General features: G+C 59.4%; 13 protein-coding genes. 8 read left to right on the top strand and 5 right to left on the bottom strand.

What is annotated here, in order from left to right:
* Nucleotides 1-224: 224 nt before the first annotated feature.
* From P8A25_RS04665 to P8A25_RS04655, 3 genes are all read left to right on the top strand, one after another.
* On the top strand, nucleotides 225-1,514 hold the full coding sequence (locus P8A25_RS04665) for a DEAD/DEAH box helicase (protein ID WP_102721414.1): 1,290 nt from the start codon (nucleotides 225-227) through the stop codon (nucleotides 1,512-1,514).
* Between the two features lie 112 nt (nucleotides 1,515-1,626).
* Complete coding sequence (locus P8A25_RS04660) at nucleotides 1,627-2,235, top strand: hypothetical protein (protein WP_022397077.1); 609 nt, start codon at nucleotides 1,627-1,629, stop codon at nucleotides 2,233-2,235.
* A gap of 489 nt (nucleotides 2,236-2,724) precedes the next feature.
* Nucleotides 2,725-4,170, top strand: coding sequence for a Gfo/Idh/MocA family protein (locus tag P8A25_RS04655; protein WP_022397076.1), 1,446 nt, complete (start codon nucleotides 2,725-2,727; stop codon nucleotides 4,168-4,170).
* A gap of 12 nt (nucleotides 4,171-4,182) precedes the next feature.
* Here P8A25_RS04655 and P8A25_RS04650 read toward each other — a convergent pair whose 3' ends face one another.
* The 3 genes from P8A25_RS04650 to P8A25_RS04640 form a co-directional block, all read right to left on the bottom strand.
* Nucleotides 4,183-4,374, bottom strand: a complete 192-nt coding sequence (locus P8A25_RS04650) for a hypothetical protein (RefSeq protein ID WP_404838780.1) — start codon at nucleotides 4,372-4,374, stop codon at nucleotides 4,183-4,185.
* A 138-nt stretch (nucleotides 4,375-4,512) separates the two neighbouring features.
* A complete protein-coding gene (locus P8A25_RS04645; protein WP_404838798.1) occupies nucleotides 4,513-5,265 on the bottom strand; it encodes a GNAT family N-acetyltransferase in 753 nt (250 codons plus the stop codon).
* Nucleotides 5,266-5,480: 215 nt separating this feature from the next.
* On the bottom strand, nucleotides 5,481-7,853 hold the full coding sequence (locus P8A25_RS04640) for a glycosyl hydrolase family 95 catalytic domain-containing protein (protein WP_215442706.1): 2,373 nt from the start codon (nucleotides 7,851-7,853) through the stop codon (nucleotides 5,481-5,483).
* Between the two features lie 94 nt (nucleotides 7,854-7,947).
* Here P8A25_RS04640 and eboE point away from each other — a divergent pair, with 94 nt between their 5' ends.
* Nucleotides 7,948-9,213: a metabolite traffic protein EboE gene (gene eboE, locus P8A25_RS04635; RefSeq protein WP_404838779.1), complete on the top strand. Its 1,266-nt coding sequence runs from the start codon at nucleotides 7,948-7,950 to the stop codon at nucleotides 9,211-9,213.
* 3 nt (nucleotides 9,214-9,216) lie between these two features.
* Nucleotides 9,217-10,167: a M28 family peptidase gene (locus tag P8A25_RS04630; RefSeq protein WP_215442708.1), complete on the top strand. Its 951-nt coding sequence runs from the start codon at nucleotides 9,217-9,219 to the stop codon at nucleotides 10,165-10,167.
* A gap of 23 nt (nucleotides 10,168-10,190) precedes the next feature.
* Here P8A25_RS04630 and P8A25_RS04625 read toward each other — a convergent pair whose 3' ends face one another.
* Entirely contained in the window at nucleotides 10,191-11,345 is a 1,155-nt protein-coding gene (locus P8A25_RS04625) for an MFS transporter (protein ID WP_102721408.1), read from the bottom strand.
* A gap of 149 nt (nucleotides 11,346-11,494) precedes the next feature.
* Entirely contained in the window at nucleotides 11,495-12,892 is a 1,398-nt protein-coding gene (rpoN, locus tag P8A25_RS04620; protein ID WP_102721407.1) for an RNA polymerase factor sigma-54, read from the bottom strand.
* Nucleotides 12,893-13,034: 142 nt separating this feature from the next.
* Between rpoN and P8A25_RS04615 the strand changes: the two genes are divergently transcribed.
* The 3 genes from P8A25_RS04615 to P8A25_RS04605 all read left to right on the top strand — a co-directional run bounded on the left by P8A25_RS04615 (nucleotide 13,035) and on the right by P8A25_RS04605 (nucleotide 17,485).
* Nucleotides 13,035-13,754 carry a GDSL-type esterase/lipase family protein gene (locus P8A25_RS04615; protein WP_022397069.1) on the top strand — a complete coding sequence of 240 codons (720 nt, stop codon included), beginning with the start codon at nucleotides 13,035-13,037 and terminating at the stop codon, nucleotides 13,752-13,754.
* Nucleotides 13,755-14,546: 792 nt separating this feature from the next.
* Entirely contained in the window at nucleotides 14,547-15,146 is a 600-nt protein-coding gene (locus P8A25_RS04610) for a manganese efflux pump MntP family protein (RefSeq protein WP_215442709.1), read from the top strand.
* Between the two features lie 110 nt (nucleotides 15,147-15,256).
* Nucleotides 15,257-17,485, top strand: a complete 2,229-nt coding sequence (locus P8A25_RS04605) for a discoidin domain-containing protein (RefSeq protein ID WP_215442710.1) — start codon at nucleotides 15,257-15,259, stop codon at nucleotides 17,483-17,485.
* Nucleotides 17,486-17,492 lie beyond the last annotated feature (7 nt).

The raw sequence follows: 17,492 nt of genomic DNA, 5'->3' as shown, positions 1-17,492 counted from the left end.
TTTATTTCTCTTGACGGCTGTCCTTTGCCGTGCTTTTATGGCCCTGTTCCCGCCGAATGGTGCTTGGTTGTTGATTTTTGATAGTCATTTGCGGTTGGCGGAATACGGGCGTCTCCGTATTGATCCTTTCAGTATCGCTCCTGCGGGCTTCTTTTTGTTCCACTATTGTCGTGATTCCGTCAGTTCATTGCAGCCGAGGCGCATTCACAGACACATCAATAAACATGGTATCAACCACATTCAGGGAGCTTGGCTTGTCGGCTCCCATTCTCCGCCAGCTGGAGAAACTGGAGTACAAGACCCCCACCCCCATCCAGGCAGCCTGCATCCCCCTGCTGCTGCAGAACAAGGACCTGATGGGACTGGCGCAGACCGGAACCGGCAAAACGGCCGCGTTCGCCCTGCCCCTTATTCAACAATTTTCAGAACATCCCAGAAAGCCGCTTGCCCGCCAGGTAAGGGCGCTCATCCTGAGCCCCACCCGGGAACTGGCCGCGCAGATTCATGACAACATCTGCGCCTACGCCAAAGGGCTGAACCTGTCCACCGCCGTCATCTTCGGCGGCGTGGGGTACGCCCCCCAGTTCAAGAAGCTGGCCGGCGGCCTGGATATTCTGGTAGCCACGCCCGGCAGGCTGATTGACCATCTGGAACGCCAGACCGTCAACCTGGGCGGTGTGGAAACCCTGATTCTGGACGAAGCGGACCACATGCTGGACATGGGCTTCGCTCCGGCCCTGAAAAAGATCGTCGCCAAAATCCCGAAGAAACGCCATACCCAGATGTTCTCCGCCACCATGCCGGACAACATTCTGCAACTGGCCCAGTCCCTGCTTCAGGAACCGGAAACGGTGATGGTCACCCCCCCGGCCGCCACGGCGGACAGGGTGGAACAGTCCCTCTGCATGGTTGGCTCCCAGGCGGAAAAAAGGCCCCTTACCCTGGATCTGCTGGAACAGCAGGAACAGCCGGGCCGCACGCTCATCTTCACCCGGACCAAGCACGGCGCGAACCGCCTGGCCTCCTTCCTGACCGGAAAGGACCACCCGGCCTCCGCCATCCACGGCGACAAGAGCCAGGGCACGCGTGAACGCATGCTCCGGGAATTCCGTTCCGGGGAAACGCCCATTCTCGTCGCCACGGACATCGCCGCCCGCGGCATTGACGTGAAAGACGTGCAGCTCGTCATCAACTACGATCTGCCGGAAGAACCGGAAGTCTATGTGCACCGCATCGGCCGCACGGCACGCGCCGGAGCCGCCGGGCAAGCCATCGCCCTCTGTTCCCCGGATGAAATCAAAAAAGCCAGGGACGTGCACAAGCTGCTGGGGCGCCTCCTTCCCGTCCATTCCTCCAGCGCCACCATACCGTCTGAATTGCAGACGGTTCCCGGCACGCACAGGGAAAGGAAAAACTCCATGCAGGAAAACCGTTCCGCCTCCCGCAGGGGGCCGCGGAAAAGTTACGGAAGGCGGAATTCCGCCGGAAGGCAGGGAAGCCGTGCGGGCGCATGATTTTAATCATTCAAAAAAACTTTTGAACGAAATCAGGGGCTGCACAGTCTCACTTGCTACAAACGGTTCACCGGACCGTTCCAGTCGGGAAGCTTCAACCGGAGTTTCAATCATGAAAATCATCTCGTCCATCATCAAGACACTGTGCGTGGGTACCGTCGGTTCCCTCGCCTGCCAGGCCGCCATGCAGGCTTACGCGGATGACGTTCCCTCCACGTTTGTGGAAGGCAACTATTCCCCGGAAGTAGCCCGCTACGTGCAGAGCATCGCAGGCGTGGCGCTGGCCTCAGGCATTCATGATTATGACGAAAACGCTACCAGCAGCTACCAGGTTCTGGCTCAGGTTCTCAACAGCGGCAATGCAACGGAATTGCCGGACGACCTGAAACGGGCCATTGAAATGCTGACCAGCTACGTCCCCGACCCGAACGCGACCATTCAGCCGATTCTGACTAAAAAACAGATTGAGAGGATGGAGCAGATGGCGGACCGTATTGAAAACCTGATGGAGGAAAAATACGGAGTAGACCTGGAAGACTGCATGAATATCATGAAACGTGCATTGGCCCCGTCCATTCCCGACATCCTCCGCTCCTGTGACATGGAAGGCACGCAGCTGCCGACCACCACCGTTTTCCGCCCCAGGCTGGGCAAGGCGCTGAATGAAGCTTATGCCAGGCTTGCCGCGTCAAAACTTCCCGCCGCCGGCACGGCTCAGTAACCGGACCACTTCAAAACGACCGGGAAGATGATCCCGATTCCACGGCATGCGGACCCCGTCAAGGTTCCCTGAACAGAAGCCGCAGGAAACGGAATGATCTTCCCCGTCGCCAGGAAAGGAAACAACAGCCAGCGCCGGCGACACCACGCAACACTCTCCGGATGTCCTCCGATGCAGGGCCGATCCTTCGGACCGCGGTGCAGCGATACGCTCACCCCCCTTCACTCCCAAGCAACGGCATGCAACATCGGCACAACCGGGTGATGCACCTGACAGGCCCCGTCCTTCCCGCACTGCGGCAGGAATGGGGCCTTTTTCATGCCCGCCTCCCGGAAGGAGCCTGCCTTCCCCTCTTTTGACGCCTCCGGCGCGGAGCACCTCTCTCCCGCAGGAGAATGCATTTTTTGCACCATCCGTGAAAGAAAGATTCTCAAGTCCGGGTATGTATGGCAAACTAAGGACTCAAATCCTTCCATATAATTACCATCCATGGATAATTCATCATCACGCCGTCGTTTCCTTCAGACCCTGGGTCTGGCTACTGGCGCCCTGGCTGCCGGTTCCTTCGCCAACGCCCAGGAAGTAGCTCCCCTGGCTCCCAAAAAGATCATCGTTCCGGACCCGAACAACATCGGTCCCATGACCACGTGGCCCCCGCGCAAGCCCGGCGCCATCTACATGGGCGGCTTCAGGGCCCCCAAGCTGGACAAGGTGCGCGTGGCCTTCGTCGGCGTAGGTGAACGCGGCTCCATGCACGTGGGCCAGATGGCCGTCATTGAAGGCGCGGAAGTCGTCGGCATCTGCGACCTGTACAAGGACTGGGCGGAACGCAACGCGGCGCTGGTGGAAAAGAAGACGGGCAAGCGCCCTCCCATTTTCACGAACGGCCCGGAAGACTACAAGCGCATGATGAAGGAAGTCAAGCCGGACGCCGTCATCGTCTGCCCGAGCTGGGAATGGCACTGCCGCGTCACCTGCGACGTGATGAAGATGGGCGCCCACGCCTTTGTGGAAGTGCCCATGGCCGTCTCCATCAAGGAGCTCTGGGAAATCGTCAATACCTCCGAGGAAACCCGGAAGCACTGCATGATGATGGAAAACGTCAACTACGGACGTGAAGAACTCATGTACCTGAACATGGTGCGCCAGGGCGTCATCGGCGACCTGCTGTACGGGGAAGCCGCCTACATCCACGAACTGCGCGGCCAGATGAAGCAGGTGGACCGCGGCACCGGCTCCTGGAGAACCTACCACTACGCCAAGCGCAACGGCAACGTCTACCCCACGCACGGCCTCGGCCCCATCGCCCAGTACATGAACCTGGCCCGCAAGGACGACTGCTTCGGCAGGCTCGTTTCCTTCTCCAGCCCGGCCCTGGGCCGCGCCGCCTATGCCAAGAAGAATTTCCCGGCGGACCACAAGTGGAACAAGCTGGACTTCGCCTGCGGCGACATGAACACCTCCATCATCAAGACCACCATGGGCCGCACCATCCTGGTGGAATGGGATGAAACCAGCCCGCGCCCCTACTCCCGCCTGAACCTCATTCAGGGCACCCTGGGCACGCTGGCCGGCTTCCCGACCCGCGTGGCCGGTGAAAAGCTGGGCAACGGCAACTATCACGAATGGATTGAAGGCAACGAAAAACTGGCCCCCATTTTTGAAAAGTACGATCACCCGCTCTGGAAGAAAGTCGGCCCGCTGGCCCTGAAGATGGGCGGCCACGGCGGCATGGACTTCGTGATGCTTTACCGCATCATCGAATGCCTCCGCAAGGGCGAACCGATGGACCAGAACGTATACGAAGGCGCCTTCTGGTCCTCCGTCTCCGAGCTTTCCGAATACTCCGTGGCCCAGGGCGGCATGCCCCAGGTGTTCCCGGACTTCACCCGCGGAGACTGGAAGACGACCGCCCCGCTGGGCATCGTTCAGTAAAAAACTCATTCCTCATCCGGCCTGGAGCTTTTCCGCCTTTACAGCGGGCTTCCAGGCCGGGGCGGATTTCCCGTTCAGAAAACAGGCCGCTGCAAGGCGTGCCTGTTTTTTATTGGCGTGAACAGCGGTTGCAGGGGCAAAAGGAAGCAGGCTGTTCCATTGGCCCCCCCCCTGTTCCTTGATGGAACGGGCGCTCACGTTCATAAAGGCGGAGCATGGAAACCCGCAATAAGCATCGGTTCCCTGCCTGCTGTTAGTGAAAAAGGCAGGAAAGGAAGAATGACTTGCACCGGGAAGATGCAACCACACAGCCTGAATAATTTATGAAAGCGCCGGCTCAACTCATTTCTTGAGGATTCTTTTTAGATTGGCAATGTCCAACAACAAATTCACCGTTTCAAAATTCCCCTTGTAAAACACGCCCCAGTTATTGAAGACGCAGGGCAATTCCTTTGCCTTTTGCAGCGTATCCACCCTGATGAGAGATACCGGAACATCGTTCTCTCCACAGTACCGTTTTATGAGCTCAATGTTTTGATGCACAAAGGGGCATTGCATATCATAATAAATTGTCAGCTCCCGGCTCTCAATTCTCCCCTTTTTGGCATTCGGCGCAAACCTCGGCGTTGTTCCGTCAAAGGAAAGAGCAAGCAGTTCATAGCCATGACTGACAGCATCCACCGCCTCAAAGCCGAACTTCTTCGCGAAGGATTGATCGGCAAGCCAGGCCTTCTGTTTTTCAGCTCCGAGCATGCAAACGCCTGATTTGCCCTTTTTCCTGGCATCAGCCAGACAATATTCCATCAGCAATTTTCCATACCCTTTCCCCTTGTAGCTGCCGGAAACCCACAAGCAATATATATAATAGTAGTTGTCCCCAAGGATGGGAACCCAGGCCGTCTCCAGAGGGGCATATTCAATAAAAACCACTCCTTTGGCATTTAACTTTCTAAAGACGTGGCCTTCCCTGATCCGGCTGGCAAGCCATTGCCGCTTTGCTTCAACGCCCGGATGGGGGGCCCGGCTGCGGATAATGCAGCATAAATGTTCACTGGCCAGATTGTCCGCCGTTAAATTGATAAAATCCGTATTCAAAGGCGCATCTTCCATTCTACTAATTTTAATATCCGCCTGTGAAAATGTCAAAAACTCATTCCATGCCCCGACTTCCCGTTACAGGCACAAGCCCTTTTGTTCATCCGGGCATCAGCGGACGCATTACTCCCTTGGCAAATGGGGGCCTTACAACAGAAACAAGGCTGTACCTGCTGAAAAACAACTGTAACGGCGTGAAGGGACACCGGGGGTCCTCAACTGCCCCTGACGGGCGTCTCCGGCGTCAGTTCATACGTCTTTTCCGTGCCATTGGCGGCCACCCGGACGGATTGCGCCACCGGGGAGGAAAGGCGGAACTGCGTTACCCTGCCGTCCTTCCAGTCCATGTCCACGCTAATGTTGCCGCGGGCCTTCAGTCCGAGCACGCTCCCGTTTTTCCAGGCTTCCGGGAGAGCCGGCAGAAGATGCAGGCGCCCGGTGCGGGACTGGAGCAGCATTTCAGCAAAGCCGGCCACGATGCCCATGGTCCCGTCCACCTGCATGGGCGGATGCGTGGTGAACAGGCTGTCCATCATGCTGTGGCGCATCATGCCCTGAAGCATTTCATACGCTTTATTGCCGTCCAGAAAACGCGCCCAGAGGCTGGCGCGCCACGCCCAGGTCCAGGAGCGGCGGGAATCCCCCGTGGTTCCGCGCGCCAGCAGGGATTTACGGGCGGCTTCCGCCCATTCCGGCGTCTTTTCCGGGCTGATCTGGTTGCCGGGATAAACGGCAAACAGGTGGGACGTGTGACGGTGGCGCGGGTCCCAGGAATCGCCCGGCTTGCGGGCAATCATCCATTCCAGCAGCAGGCCGTCCTCCCCCACCCTGGGACCGGCCAGAAGGTCTCTCTTGGCGGCCAGTTCCTTCCTCCAGGCGGCGTCCACGCCCAGGATTTCCGCGGCCTGTACGGTATCATGGAACAATTCCCAGACAATCTGCTGGTCATGCGCGCAGCCGTCCTCCCTGGGGCCGTGCTCCGGGGACCAGCCCATCGGAGCCACCAGCGTTCCTTCCTTCACGTCCTTCAACTCCCGGGAGATTATTTCCGGCGTCACCTTCCTGTCCTCCGTCCGGAAGTTGCTTCCTCCCGCGTGCAGGGGCTTGAGCTGGCTTTCCCAGAAACGGCAGATTTCCTTCATCATCGGGTAAGCCGTCGTTTTCAGATACTCCCTGTCCATCGTGAACAGGTAGCGTTCCCACAGATGCAGGGCATACCACGCGGAAGCGGGCTTGTTCCATTTAAATCCCTGGCCCCCGTAAATGTTCTGGGCCGTCCTGGACGTCCAGCCCGGAGCGGGCTTGCCGCCAGCCGTCCTGAACTCTTTCTCCTCCCGGGTGATTTTACGCGCGGCGGGCGCCATTTCCCGGATGTAGTCCACCAGCGGGTCATAACATTCCGCCAGGTTGGAGGGGAGCATTCCCCAGTAGCACATCTGGATGTTGATATTATTGTGGTAGTCGGAATCCCACGGCGGAATCAGGCTGTAATTCCACAGGCCCTGGAGGTTGGCGGGCAGATTCCCCGGCTGGGAGGAGGAAAGGATGACGTAGCGGCCGAAGTTGAACACCAGTTCCTCCAGATCGGGATCACGGGCGTCCCTTCCGGCGTCCACCGCCTGCCTGTACCTCTTCAGCCTCTCGTTGACGGGGAGTTCCGCCGTGGCGTCCTCCGTCTCTCCCAGGTCCAGGGAAACGCGGTGGTAAAGCTTGCCGTAGGCGCCCCGGTGGGCGGCTTTCAACTGCTCCGGAGCCGCCTTGAGCGCACGGGCCAGAACGGCGTCATTCCTCTTGCGGGGCGGCTCCCCCTTCCAGTTCCGGGAAGCGTCCAGCACGTAATCCGTAGCCAGGGAAACCAGCACGCGGCAGGAATCCGCCCGCCGGACGGTGATGGAGCCGCCGTCCGCCGTGACACTTCCACCCCTGGGAAGAACGGCAATGCGCGCCTCATAGGTCAATCCGTTTTTCAGGGAACCCTGCATCAGAATCATTCCCCTGCCCCCTCCGGCCGTGGCCGTAATCCTGTCCTGAGGATGCAAGGTCGCCAAGCGGAAGGAGGCTTCCACGGAACGGGGCCTGTCCCCCTGCACCGTCATGGAAACCACCTGGTGCGGAACGCTGGCGAAATACTCCCTCCGGTAACGGACTCCCCCGGAGTTGTAGGACACGGAGGCCAGCGCCTCCGCCACATCCAGCGTCCTTTTATAATCCTGCACGTTCTCTGCTGCCGGATACGTGATTTCCAGCGTGCCGAACGGCTGGTAGGATCCGAATTTGACGGAATCCGGCCCCTTATCCTTGGCTTCCGCACTGCAAAAACCTCCGGACCACATGCTGATTTCCGTCAGCTCCAGGCGGTCCTTTTCCACGCCTCCGTAAATGAGCGCTCCTATTCTTCCGTTGCCGATCGGCGTGGCGTCCTTCGCCCAGGAGTTGTCCCCGGTTCCCTTCTGGGGCCGCGTCTCCTTCCATTCCGCCGGACGGCTGAACCGGATCAGGGAGGATTTCCAGGCCGTTGATTCCTCCGCCGCGCGCAGGACATCCCCGTGGAACAGAACACCAAGAAGGAGAAAGAAGAACGGACGCATAACGGAAAGATACTACCATATATCCGGAGCCTTTTCAAAGCCATTCTTTCCGCCGGAAAGGACGCTTCCGAATGACGCCAAAAGCCGCAATTCCATGAAATTTTTCCTCACTGCGGAACCGTATGTAGGCTTGAGGAACGCCCCATGCGCATGCATCTTCCACCATTTTCCCCCGGAGTGGAACGCCGTTCCCCAAACCAGCACATACTGCCCCGCCATGCTTTCCTACTGCACCAACATCCATCCCGCCGAATCCTGGGCGGAAACCCGGGAAGCCCTCCAGACCCACGTTCCCCGCATCCGGCAGGAACTGGCCGCACTGAATTCCCCCCTGAAGGACCGCCCCCGGGGCATCGGCCTGCGCCTGTCCGCCAGGGCGGCAGCGGAACTGCTGGAAACGCCGCACGCCGTGGAAGCCCTGAAATCATGGCTGGACGAACACGACGCGCGCGTGGAAACCCTCAACGGCTTTCCCTACGGGAACTTTCACGGCCAGCGGGTGAAGGAACACGTTTTCCAGCCGGACTGGACCACGCCGGAACGTTTTGAATACACCTGCAACCTCTTCCGCATCCTGGCCCGCATCGGGGATGAAAACGCAGACAGGCTGACCGTCAGCACGCTCCCCGCCTCCCACAGCTGGTTCCATGCGGAGGAGGAGCGCATGTTCTCCCGCTTGGACGCCATGAGCGGATTCCTGGACGTGCTGAGCAGGCAGACCGGACGCCTGATGCAGCTTGGGCTGGAGCCGGAGCCCTTCGGCCATTTCCACGATACGGAGGGCGCCATCCGCTTTTTCAACGGCCTGCGCAACCACTCCCGCCGCCCCGAACTCATTGAACGCCATCTGGGACTGACGTATGACACCTGCCACTTCGCCATCCTGCGGGAGGAACCGGCAGACACCCTCTCCGCCTGGGAGGAAAACAACATCTCCCTCTGCAAGGTGCAGTTCTCCAACGCCCTGGAATGCCGCATACGCGGGGAGGAAGACCTGGAACGCCTCCGCCAGTTTGACGACGGCGTTTATTTCCACCAGACCAGCATCCTCCACCGGGGCAGAACCATGCTTTTCCCGGACCTGCCGAACGCCCTGGCCTACGGGCGGGACTACGCGGAAGAAACGCGGGATTCCCAATGGCGCATTCATTACCACATTCCCCTGTACGCCTCCCCGGAACCGCCCCTGCGGGGCACGGAGGATTTCATCCTGAAAACGCACGCCTTCCTCCGCAGCCATCCGGGCCTGAACCCCCACCTGGAGGTGGAAACCTATACGTGGAGCGTCCTGCCGGACCATCTGAAAATTCCCCTGGCCGCTCAGATTGCCCGTGAACTGCATTACGTTGAAACCCTGTAAGACATGACCCGCATTCACAAACACGCCGCCCTGACCGCCGGATTCCTGCTGCTGGCCTCCGGCCTCTCCTCCTGCACCCTCCTTCCCGCTTCCTCCTCCGGCAGCCCGGATACGCCGCGGAGCCTGGGCGCGCGCATGGAAAAGCATACGGAAGTCCTGCAAAAAGACATCGGGCCCAGAAACGCCCGGCAGCCCAAATCCATGGAAGCCGCCGCCAAATACATCGCCGGAAGCTTCTCGGACATGGGTTATGCCGTCACCTTGCAGCCCGTTTCCGGAGGGGATGCGAAAAAGGGGACCGCCATCTACAACGTCTTGGTTTACAAGCCCGGACTGTATTCCAACAACCAGAGCATCGTGGTGGGGGCCAATTACGATTCCAGCGAACGGCTCAACAACGGAAGCGGAGCGGCCCTGCTGCTGGAAACGGCCAGGGGCCTCAAGGACATTCCCACCAACCACAACATTTACTTCGTCGCGTATGCAAACGGAGCGGAACCCGCATCCGCCTCCTCAGGAGCCTCCGTCCACGCCAAAACCCTGAGCGGCAGCATCGGCGCGGCCAACATCCTGGGCATGATCAACCTGGAACCGCAGGAACTGGCCGCCGCTGCGGAGCAGAAACAGCCGGAACCGGAATCCCCGCAGGAAGCCGTGCTGTTCATGACCACGCTCCGCGGCAAGGAATTCGCGGGCCAGTGCGCCACTCCCTTCACCAAATCCTGGGAGCAGGCTCCCCCCACCTTCCACCGGGAGCCCTCCGCCATTGCGGGCAATGACCGCCATTACGCGGCGCTGGGCATCCCCACGGTCTCATGCCTGTGCAAGTACGCCATTACGGATTCCCATACGGAGGACTATGTGCACGCCCTGACGGACATGATTCACCAGGTGGCGGACAATGACGTGCCCAAACCGGAGAAAAACGCCGCGGCGGACCAGAAAAAACCCTGACGCCTCTTTCTCCCCCTCTTCTTTTACCGGGACAGCTTTCTTCTTCCGTGGCCGCCGCCCAGCATCAGCACGGGCATGAAGGAGAGCGCCACCAGCGCAATGACCATCGGCATCCAGTTGTCGGAATACCGCTGCATCAGGAAGGAGGTCAGGGAAGGCCCGGCCAGCGTGCCAATGGAGTAGCTCAGCAGCAGAAGCTGGTTCATGGTCACCAGCTCATCCCGTGAGGCCTCTTCACACCCCCAGGCCATGGCGACGGGGTACAGGGAGAAACCCGCCAGCCCCAGCGCGATCAGGGAGGGGGCCATCAGGCCGCCTTTCAGCACCAGTCCGGCACAGGCGGCCACCACCAGCAGGGACTGGCATTTCATGACGAAGGCGCGCCCGTACTTGTCCGCCAGCCGTCCCATGGGCCACTGGCCCAGAATGGCCGCGGCAATCAGCAGGGCCATCCAGTACCCCACGGAGGAGTGGTTCATGCCCTGGTGTTTCAGGAACAGGGGCATCAGGCAATAAATCGTTCCCAGCACCACGCCGGAAATAACGCACCCCACCACGCCCAGAAACACGCTGCGGCGTTTCAGCAGCGTCCGTACCTCCACATGCACGGAGGACAGGGCGCCCGCGGAATCAGATTCCAGACGGGCAAACAGCAGGGGAATCATGCCCACTGCGGACAGAAGGCACACCTCCGTCACCACCAGGGACATGTCGCTGGGGAACCAGCCCAGGAGGAGCTGGCCCAGCACCGTTCCCAGATAATAAACCACCAGGTAGGAGGCCAGAAGAATGCCGCGGGTTTTCAGCGTTCCGGCCCTCAGCAGGGCGCTTTCCACCACCACCCAGACCAGGGCGCAGCTTATCCCCGTCAGCAGCCGGAGGCCGCTCCAGGCCAGCGCGCCGGGAAACACAAGCAGCAGCAGCGTGGACGCCGCGCATAACATGCACGCGTACTGGTAGCTACCCTTGAACCCGGCCTTGCGGATCACCCCGCCGGCCATCAGCGTGCCCGCCAGGTTCCCCAGAAAGAAAAAAGCCCCCACCAGCCCGGCCTCCCAGGTGGCGGCGTCAGACTGTTCCATCCACAGCGGAACCACCGTATTCAGAACGGCAAACGCCACCGTCTGAAAAAGAAGCCCCGCCAGCAGCAGGGCAATAGGCCAGGTAAATGTACGCATCACGATAAAGCGGGGACTATAGCACCAAAGCCGCATCAGTCAACCGCCTCTTCCGCCGGAAATAAAAACAGGGAAAGCATTCCCGCAGAACAAGACATAAATTATTGATAATAAACTATCAATAAACCATTAAAAAATATAGTGGACTGTCATATCCCCCGGCGCAGGGAGGCGGGCAGAATCTTCATCTGCTCCCGGTACTTCGCCACCGTGCGGCGGGCGATGTTCACCCCCTGCTCCTGCAGCGCGGCGGTCAGCCTGGCGTCACTGAGGGGTTTGGAAGAATCTTCCTCTGCAATCAACCGCCGCATCAGCTCCTGAACGGCGCCGGACGCCACGGCCTCCGCGCCCGCTCCGTCCGGGGAAGCGCCCCCCTCAGCCGGAACGCCCGCGCTGAAAAAGGCCCTCAGCTCCTTCATTCCCCACTTGCACAACAGGTACTTGTCCCGGCACGCACGGGAAACCGTGGAGACATGCACGCCCATTTCCTCCGCCACCTCCTCCATGCCCATGGCCTTCAGCCGGGACGGGCCGAACCTGAAAAAATCCTTCTGCCGCCGCACAATGGCGCGGGCCAGGCGCAGCACGGTCTCCTGCCTCATGTCCAGGGCGCGCAGCAGCTCCTGCCCTTCCCGGAAGGCCTTGCGGAGGTACTGCCGGAGCTCCCGGCTGCCGGAGCTCTCCGCCATCAGCTCCATGTACCGTTCATTCATGGACAGGCGCGGCAGGTACTCGGAAGTGAGGACTACATCCAGAACCCCGGAAGGCCCTTCCTCCACGACGACGTCAGGAAGCAGATGGGGATTGCCGCCGGGAGCATAGGCGCAGCCGGGATCCGGCGTCAGGCTGCGGATCACTTCCAGAGCCTCCGCCACGGCTTCCGGCTCCACGTCCAGCAAGCGCGCGGCCTCCTCATACTTGTGCGCCGCCAGCTCCCGCCAGCAGCGTTTGACCAGGCGGAAGGCAAGCGAACGCTTCAGGCCGCGCTGCTCAAGCTGAATCAGCAGGGAATCCCTCAAATCCACCGCCCCCACGCCGGGAGGGTCCATCCCCCTCAGTACGGCCAGGGCCTCCTGCATATCCCGCATACTGAAGCACTCCCGTTCCTCCAGCTCCTCCGGGGACTCCGTCAGGAAGCCACGGTCGTCCAGGGCGTCAATCAGCAGGAACAGGGCGTCCCGGGCGCGCCCGGTCAGCGCGGAATGCTGTGCTTGGTCCATCAAATGGGTTTTCAGGGACTCCGGAGCCACCACGGACTCATACATGAAATCGCGGCGTGCGGCGGCCTCCGCGGATGGGCGGCCTTCCGGCGTAAACTCGTTCCAGCCGTCCTCCCGCTCATTCCAGGCGTCTCCGTCCGGACCGTCCTCCAGAGCTTCCGGAGAAGCGTCCGGCAATTCCTCAAGCATGGGATTGGTCTCCAGCGCGTGGCGGAGAAGCTGCTTCAATTCCAGAGCGGAGGCCTGGAGAATCTGCATCCCGGCCTGCATGGACTGGGAGGCGGCCATCTGGCGCGCCATTCCATGCTGCAGGGATACCTCACTCATACCGTCACAAGCTACACCACCCCCCGGAATCTGGCAAGGGGGAACGCCCCGGCGCAAGAGCTGCCAGCGCACAGCAGAAGCGGAAAAAGACCACAACTTTCATGTAACGTTTAAAAAAAACATGCGTATACTATGAAAGTAAATGAAAACCTTGCATGCAATTGCGTTCTCCCTCCTGGCCTCCCTCTCCATGGCGACGGCGGCCGACCTGCCGTCCCCCCTGCTCCCGTTGCCGCGGGAACAGCCCCAATGGTGGAGGCAGCAGTATGAACAGCAGGTGGAACAGGTGAAAAACAATCCCTGCGGCGTCCTTTTCCTGGGAGACTCCATCACGGACTATTGGAAAAGAGAAGGAAAACAAGTATGGGAAAAGGAATTCAAACCCTACCATCCCTGCAACTTCGGCATTTCCGGAGACCAGACCACCAACCTGATTTACCGCATCACGGATTCCGGCATACCGGCCCAGACGGAACCCAAACTCTGCATCGTCATGATCGGCACCAATAACACCGGCCATTTCAAGGCTGGGGAAGCTCCGGAAAAAACGGCCATGGGCATTCTGGGCGCCGTGGAGCACCTGCTGGTCAGGTTCCCGGACACCCATGTGCTCCTGCTGGGCATTTTCCCCCGCGGCACGGGGCCGCAGGACAAGCTGCGCCAGCACAATGATAAAATCAATGCCATCCTGGCCCAGTGCAAACTGCCCCGCACCACCTACGCCAATATCAACAAGCGCTTTCTGGACCCCGCAGGCAAGCTCCTGCCCGGCATCAGCAGGGACAACCTGCACTTTACGGAAAAGGGTTATGCCATCTGGGCAAACGCCGTGCTGCCCTACATGAAAAAATACTGCAAGTAATCCTCTCCTTTCTTCTTCACCGCATGACGGACGGAAGAAATGTCCCTCTTCCAGCATTCAGTTTATGGAGCCGTAGCGCCGGGAATATCATTGGGGGAAATTTACGGCTCCTGCAGAAACATTTTCAGGCCTTTATGCTTGAGAATTTCACTCCTCAGGATTAAATTACTTTGCTTAATACCCTTTGAAAATGAAATTTATTCTCGTTAGTGTAGCTATCTTCAACGTATTATGTGTATGTTCCGGACTTAGAGAACTGTGTTTTGATGAATGGTTCCATAGCACATTTTCTATTATATTTTCATCTATTGCCGCATTACTTTTTACCGTCTCATTCATTTTCTTAAGCAAGAAAATATGCAAGTAATCTAAAATATTGACGTTGAGTAAATTAATGAATAAACAAAATTTTTATCTATCAAGGGGAAATTCTAAAAACAGAGAACACCACGAATTTTCCCATTCTCATTATCTTCTTCATGACAATCGCTATTCCGTTGAATTACTGCACCTGGGCGTAAAAGAAACCGCCAACGCCAAATTAACTGATCCCCCGATCACGCAAAGGCTGTTATTCAGCAGTTTTTGCATTTGAAAAGAGTAATATTGCATAGGCGAATCTCCTGACGAAAAACGGAAAAGTCTCTCTACAACAGACTTCCATGCATTTGGGCAGTCCCTCATGGGGAACGTGCCGATTCTTCTCTCTCCCATGCACCCGGAACCTGGAAAAAACCGCGTGGAACAAAAAAATTGCTTTTTGCGGGGGATGTCCTAGAGTGCCTCTCCGCAATGAGCATGCCGCTTGCCGACTTGTTATTCCTGGCTTTCGCCCTGTCCGTAGACGCCTTTGTCGTGGCGTTCACCTACGGCTTGCTCATTAAGCAAAAACGTTTGAGCAACGGAATCAAGCTTTCCCTCTCCACCGGGGCGGGACAATTCCTGATGCCCGTGCTTGGCTTCCTGCTCACGGGAACCGTGCACCAGTACATTGCGGCCTGGGACCACTGGCTGGGCTTTGTCGTCTTCACCTTCCTGGGGGTCAACGTCATCCGCGAGGGCTGGAACCACCGTAACGAAGAAGAGCAGATGCCCCACGTCACCAGCCTGACGCTGCCCACTCTTCTGGCCGTGGGAATTGCCACCAGCATAGACGCGCTGGTGGCGGGCGTCAGCATCTATCTCTCCTCTGCCCAGTGCGGCACCACCCCCACCCTCCACGCCGTTCTTCTTCCCGCCGCCGCCATCGGCTTCACCACCTTCCTGTGCACGGCGGCAGGCTTCTTCCTGACCCGGCGGCTGCACCGCTTCCCCACGTTCCACCTGGAAGCGGGGGCCGGGCTCATCCTCATCGGCCTGGGCGTCAAAATGCTCTGCGACCATTTGTGCTGAAAAATGCCTCGCGGCGGATGATAAAAACACTGTTCCGGCATCGTAATAAGTCGGAAAACGCACTGGCTTCCTCCCCCCTTCTTCTGCTATCCTTAAACAAGCTTTTCCACATGAATATTTCACATCTTCTTCTCTGCACCGCCCTGCTCGCCGCGCCCGTCTGCATGGCGCAGGATCTGACGGAACCTGAAACGGAAGCGCCGTCCGCCGCCAGCCAGCTTCCTGCCTCCCTGACGCAGAAAATAGCCGCGGGCGACTTTGCCGGTCTGCAAACGGAACTCCGCTCCTCCCTCCTGAAGGCTGGAGAACAAACCAAATCGGAGCAAAAACTGCTTCAGGACAAGCAATACCGCCACCTGCTGGACATTCACGAGCTCCTGCGCGTCACGGGACCGGACAACGTGAAGGCCGTTTTCTCCAAAAGCCCGCAGGACGCGGCCTTCATCAAGGCCTTTTTACATGACCCGGCATGGATGGAACTCTACCTGGGCGCGGGCCTGATTCCGGAAAACTCCCCGGAGGGCCTTCAAATCCTTTCCGACATCTGGAAGGCGGACAGCAGGAGCGCGGACTTCCGGGACTACCAGTCCCTCGCCACCGGGCTTGCCTCCGTCTTTTCCACAGGCCCCATGGCGGGAAAGCTGAAAACCAACTCCGCCAACAGCAACCCGGTGCGCCGTTACCAGATATTCAAGAAACTGCATCAGGAAAACAAGCTGCATCCCGGCTTCATCAAGCTGCGCCCGTGGGAAATGCGCTTCGTCGTGGGCCATACGTGGGACGACAAATCCTACGAATGGAGCAATGAGCACGTCAACCTCCCCTGGCGGCGCTATACGGACGCCTGCTGGGCCGCCCCCTACACGGGCAACAACTTCTTCGGAGACACCATCCAGGGCCCCCTCTTCTACGTGCCGTGGCGCGACGTCAACACCTCCGCGGAAAACACGCAGGTCATCGGCGGCGTCTGCGGCGGCCTCTCCTACTTTGGCACCATGGCGGCCCAGGCCCACGGCATTCCGGCCTACCCGGTAGGGCAGCCCGGCCACTGCGCCTATGCGGTGCGCGTGAAGCGCGGGGAATGGAAAGGCGGCTTCGGCGGACCGGACGGCGGGATGCACAACCACATCTTCGGCGGACAGGCCCCCACCTCCTACCTGCTGATGGAAAACGTCTTTGCGGACAACGCCAAGGCGGACCAGGCCTACCTGTGGGCCGCGCAGGCCCGCCTGGACGAAGCCGCCGGCAATAAGGACAAAGCCATTCAGGCCTGGGGGGAAGCGCTCAAGCAAACCCCGCTGCACCCGTTCTTCCGCACGGAGCTTCAGCGCCTGCTGATGGAAAAGGAAGGCATGCAGCCCATCGACTGGTACGTGTACGCCAAGGACGCCCTCTCCCACTACAAGGGGAACGGCTTTGCCGCGTTCGACGCCCTGAAGGACGTGCAGAACAAGTTCCTGATGGACATCCCGTCCGAAGACCGGATCGCCTGGTTCCGGGACCTGCATGAAACCATCGCCACCACCCCCACCTCCTGGGCGGTCAAATTCCAGCCCGTGCTGGACTCCCAGTCCGCCTTCCTGACCAATCCGCAGGAAAAGGCGGCCTATCTGGAAACGGTTCTCTCCACGCACCTGAAAACGGGGGACGGCACCAACTTCGGCCAGGCGCTGGAATGGGCCGTGAAAACCTTTGTGGAAAACGGCCAGGCGGACGTCTTCTCCAACGCCTTCGCCAAGGTAGCCCAGCAGATGGGAGAAGCCGGAGCCTCTGGAAAAGCTCCCGATCCCAAGAAGCTGAAGGAAGCCTACGGCAAAGCCATCTATGCCACGGAAATGGCCCGCTCCATTCCGGCCTTCCAAACCCTGAGCAAGGCGGCCGCCTCCTTCTCTGACGCCGATACGTCTGCCAACATGGTCAATGCCGCCATCCCCCAGGGCTGGAAGCTGGTGCCCGCGGACGGCATGGTCAGGTGCTCCACCACCTGCCAGTGGGACAGCCCGTGGGACCACATCAACCTGCTGCGCCCCTGCGGCGGCTCCCAGCATACGGACAAGGAAACGAACCCCAACGTCATTGTGGAACTGAAAAACGGCGTGAACCTGGCCGGGCTGGTGGTCACCAAGCGCAACGGCAATGAAGACCGGATGAAGAAGATGGAGGTCTCCACCTCCACGGACGGAGCCACCTGGTTCCCCCTGGCCGCCACGGAAAACATGCCCAAGGAATGGGTCATCACCGCTCCGGAAGGCACCAAGGCCAAGTGGATCAAGGTGGAAGCCAAGAACGCCCAGCCGGAATTCATGCACCTGCGCCACATCCTCGTTTACGAAAAATAACCCCTGC

Origin of the sequence: Akkermansia sp. BCRC 18949 (assembly GCF_045011645.1) — a bacterium.
Classification (GTDB): domain Bacteria; phylum Verrucomicrobiota; class Verrucomicrobiia; order Verrucomicrobiales; family Akkermansiaceae; genus Akkermansia; species Akkermansia massiliensis.
Note: the sequence above shows the minus strand (reverse complement) of the source record. Positions and strands in the feature narration are given on the sequence as shown.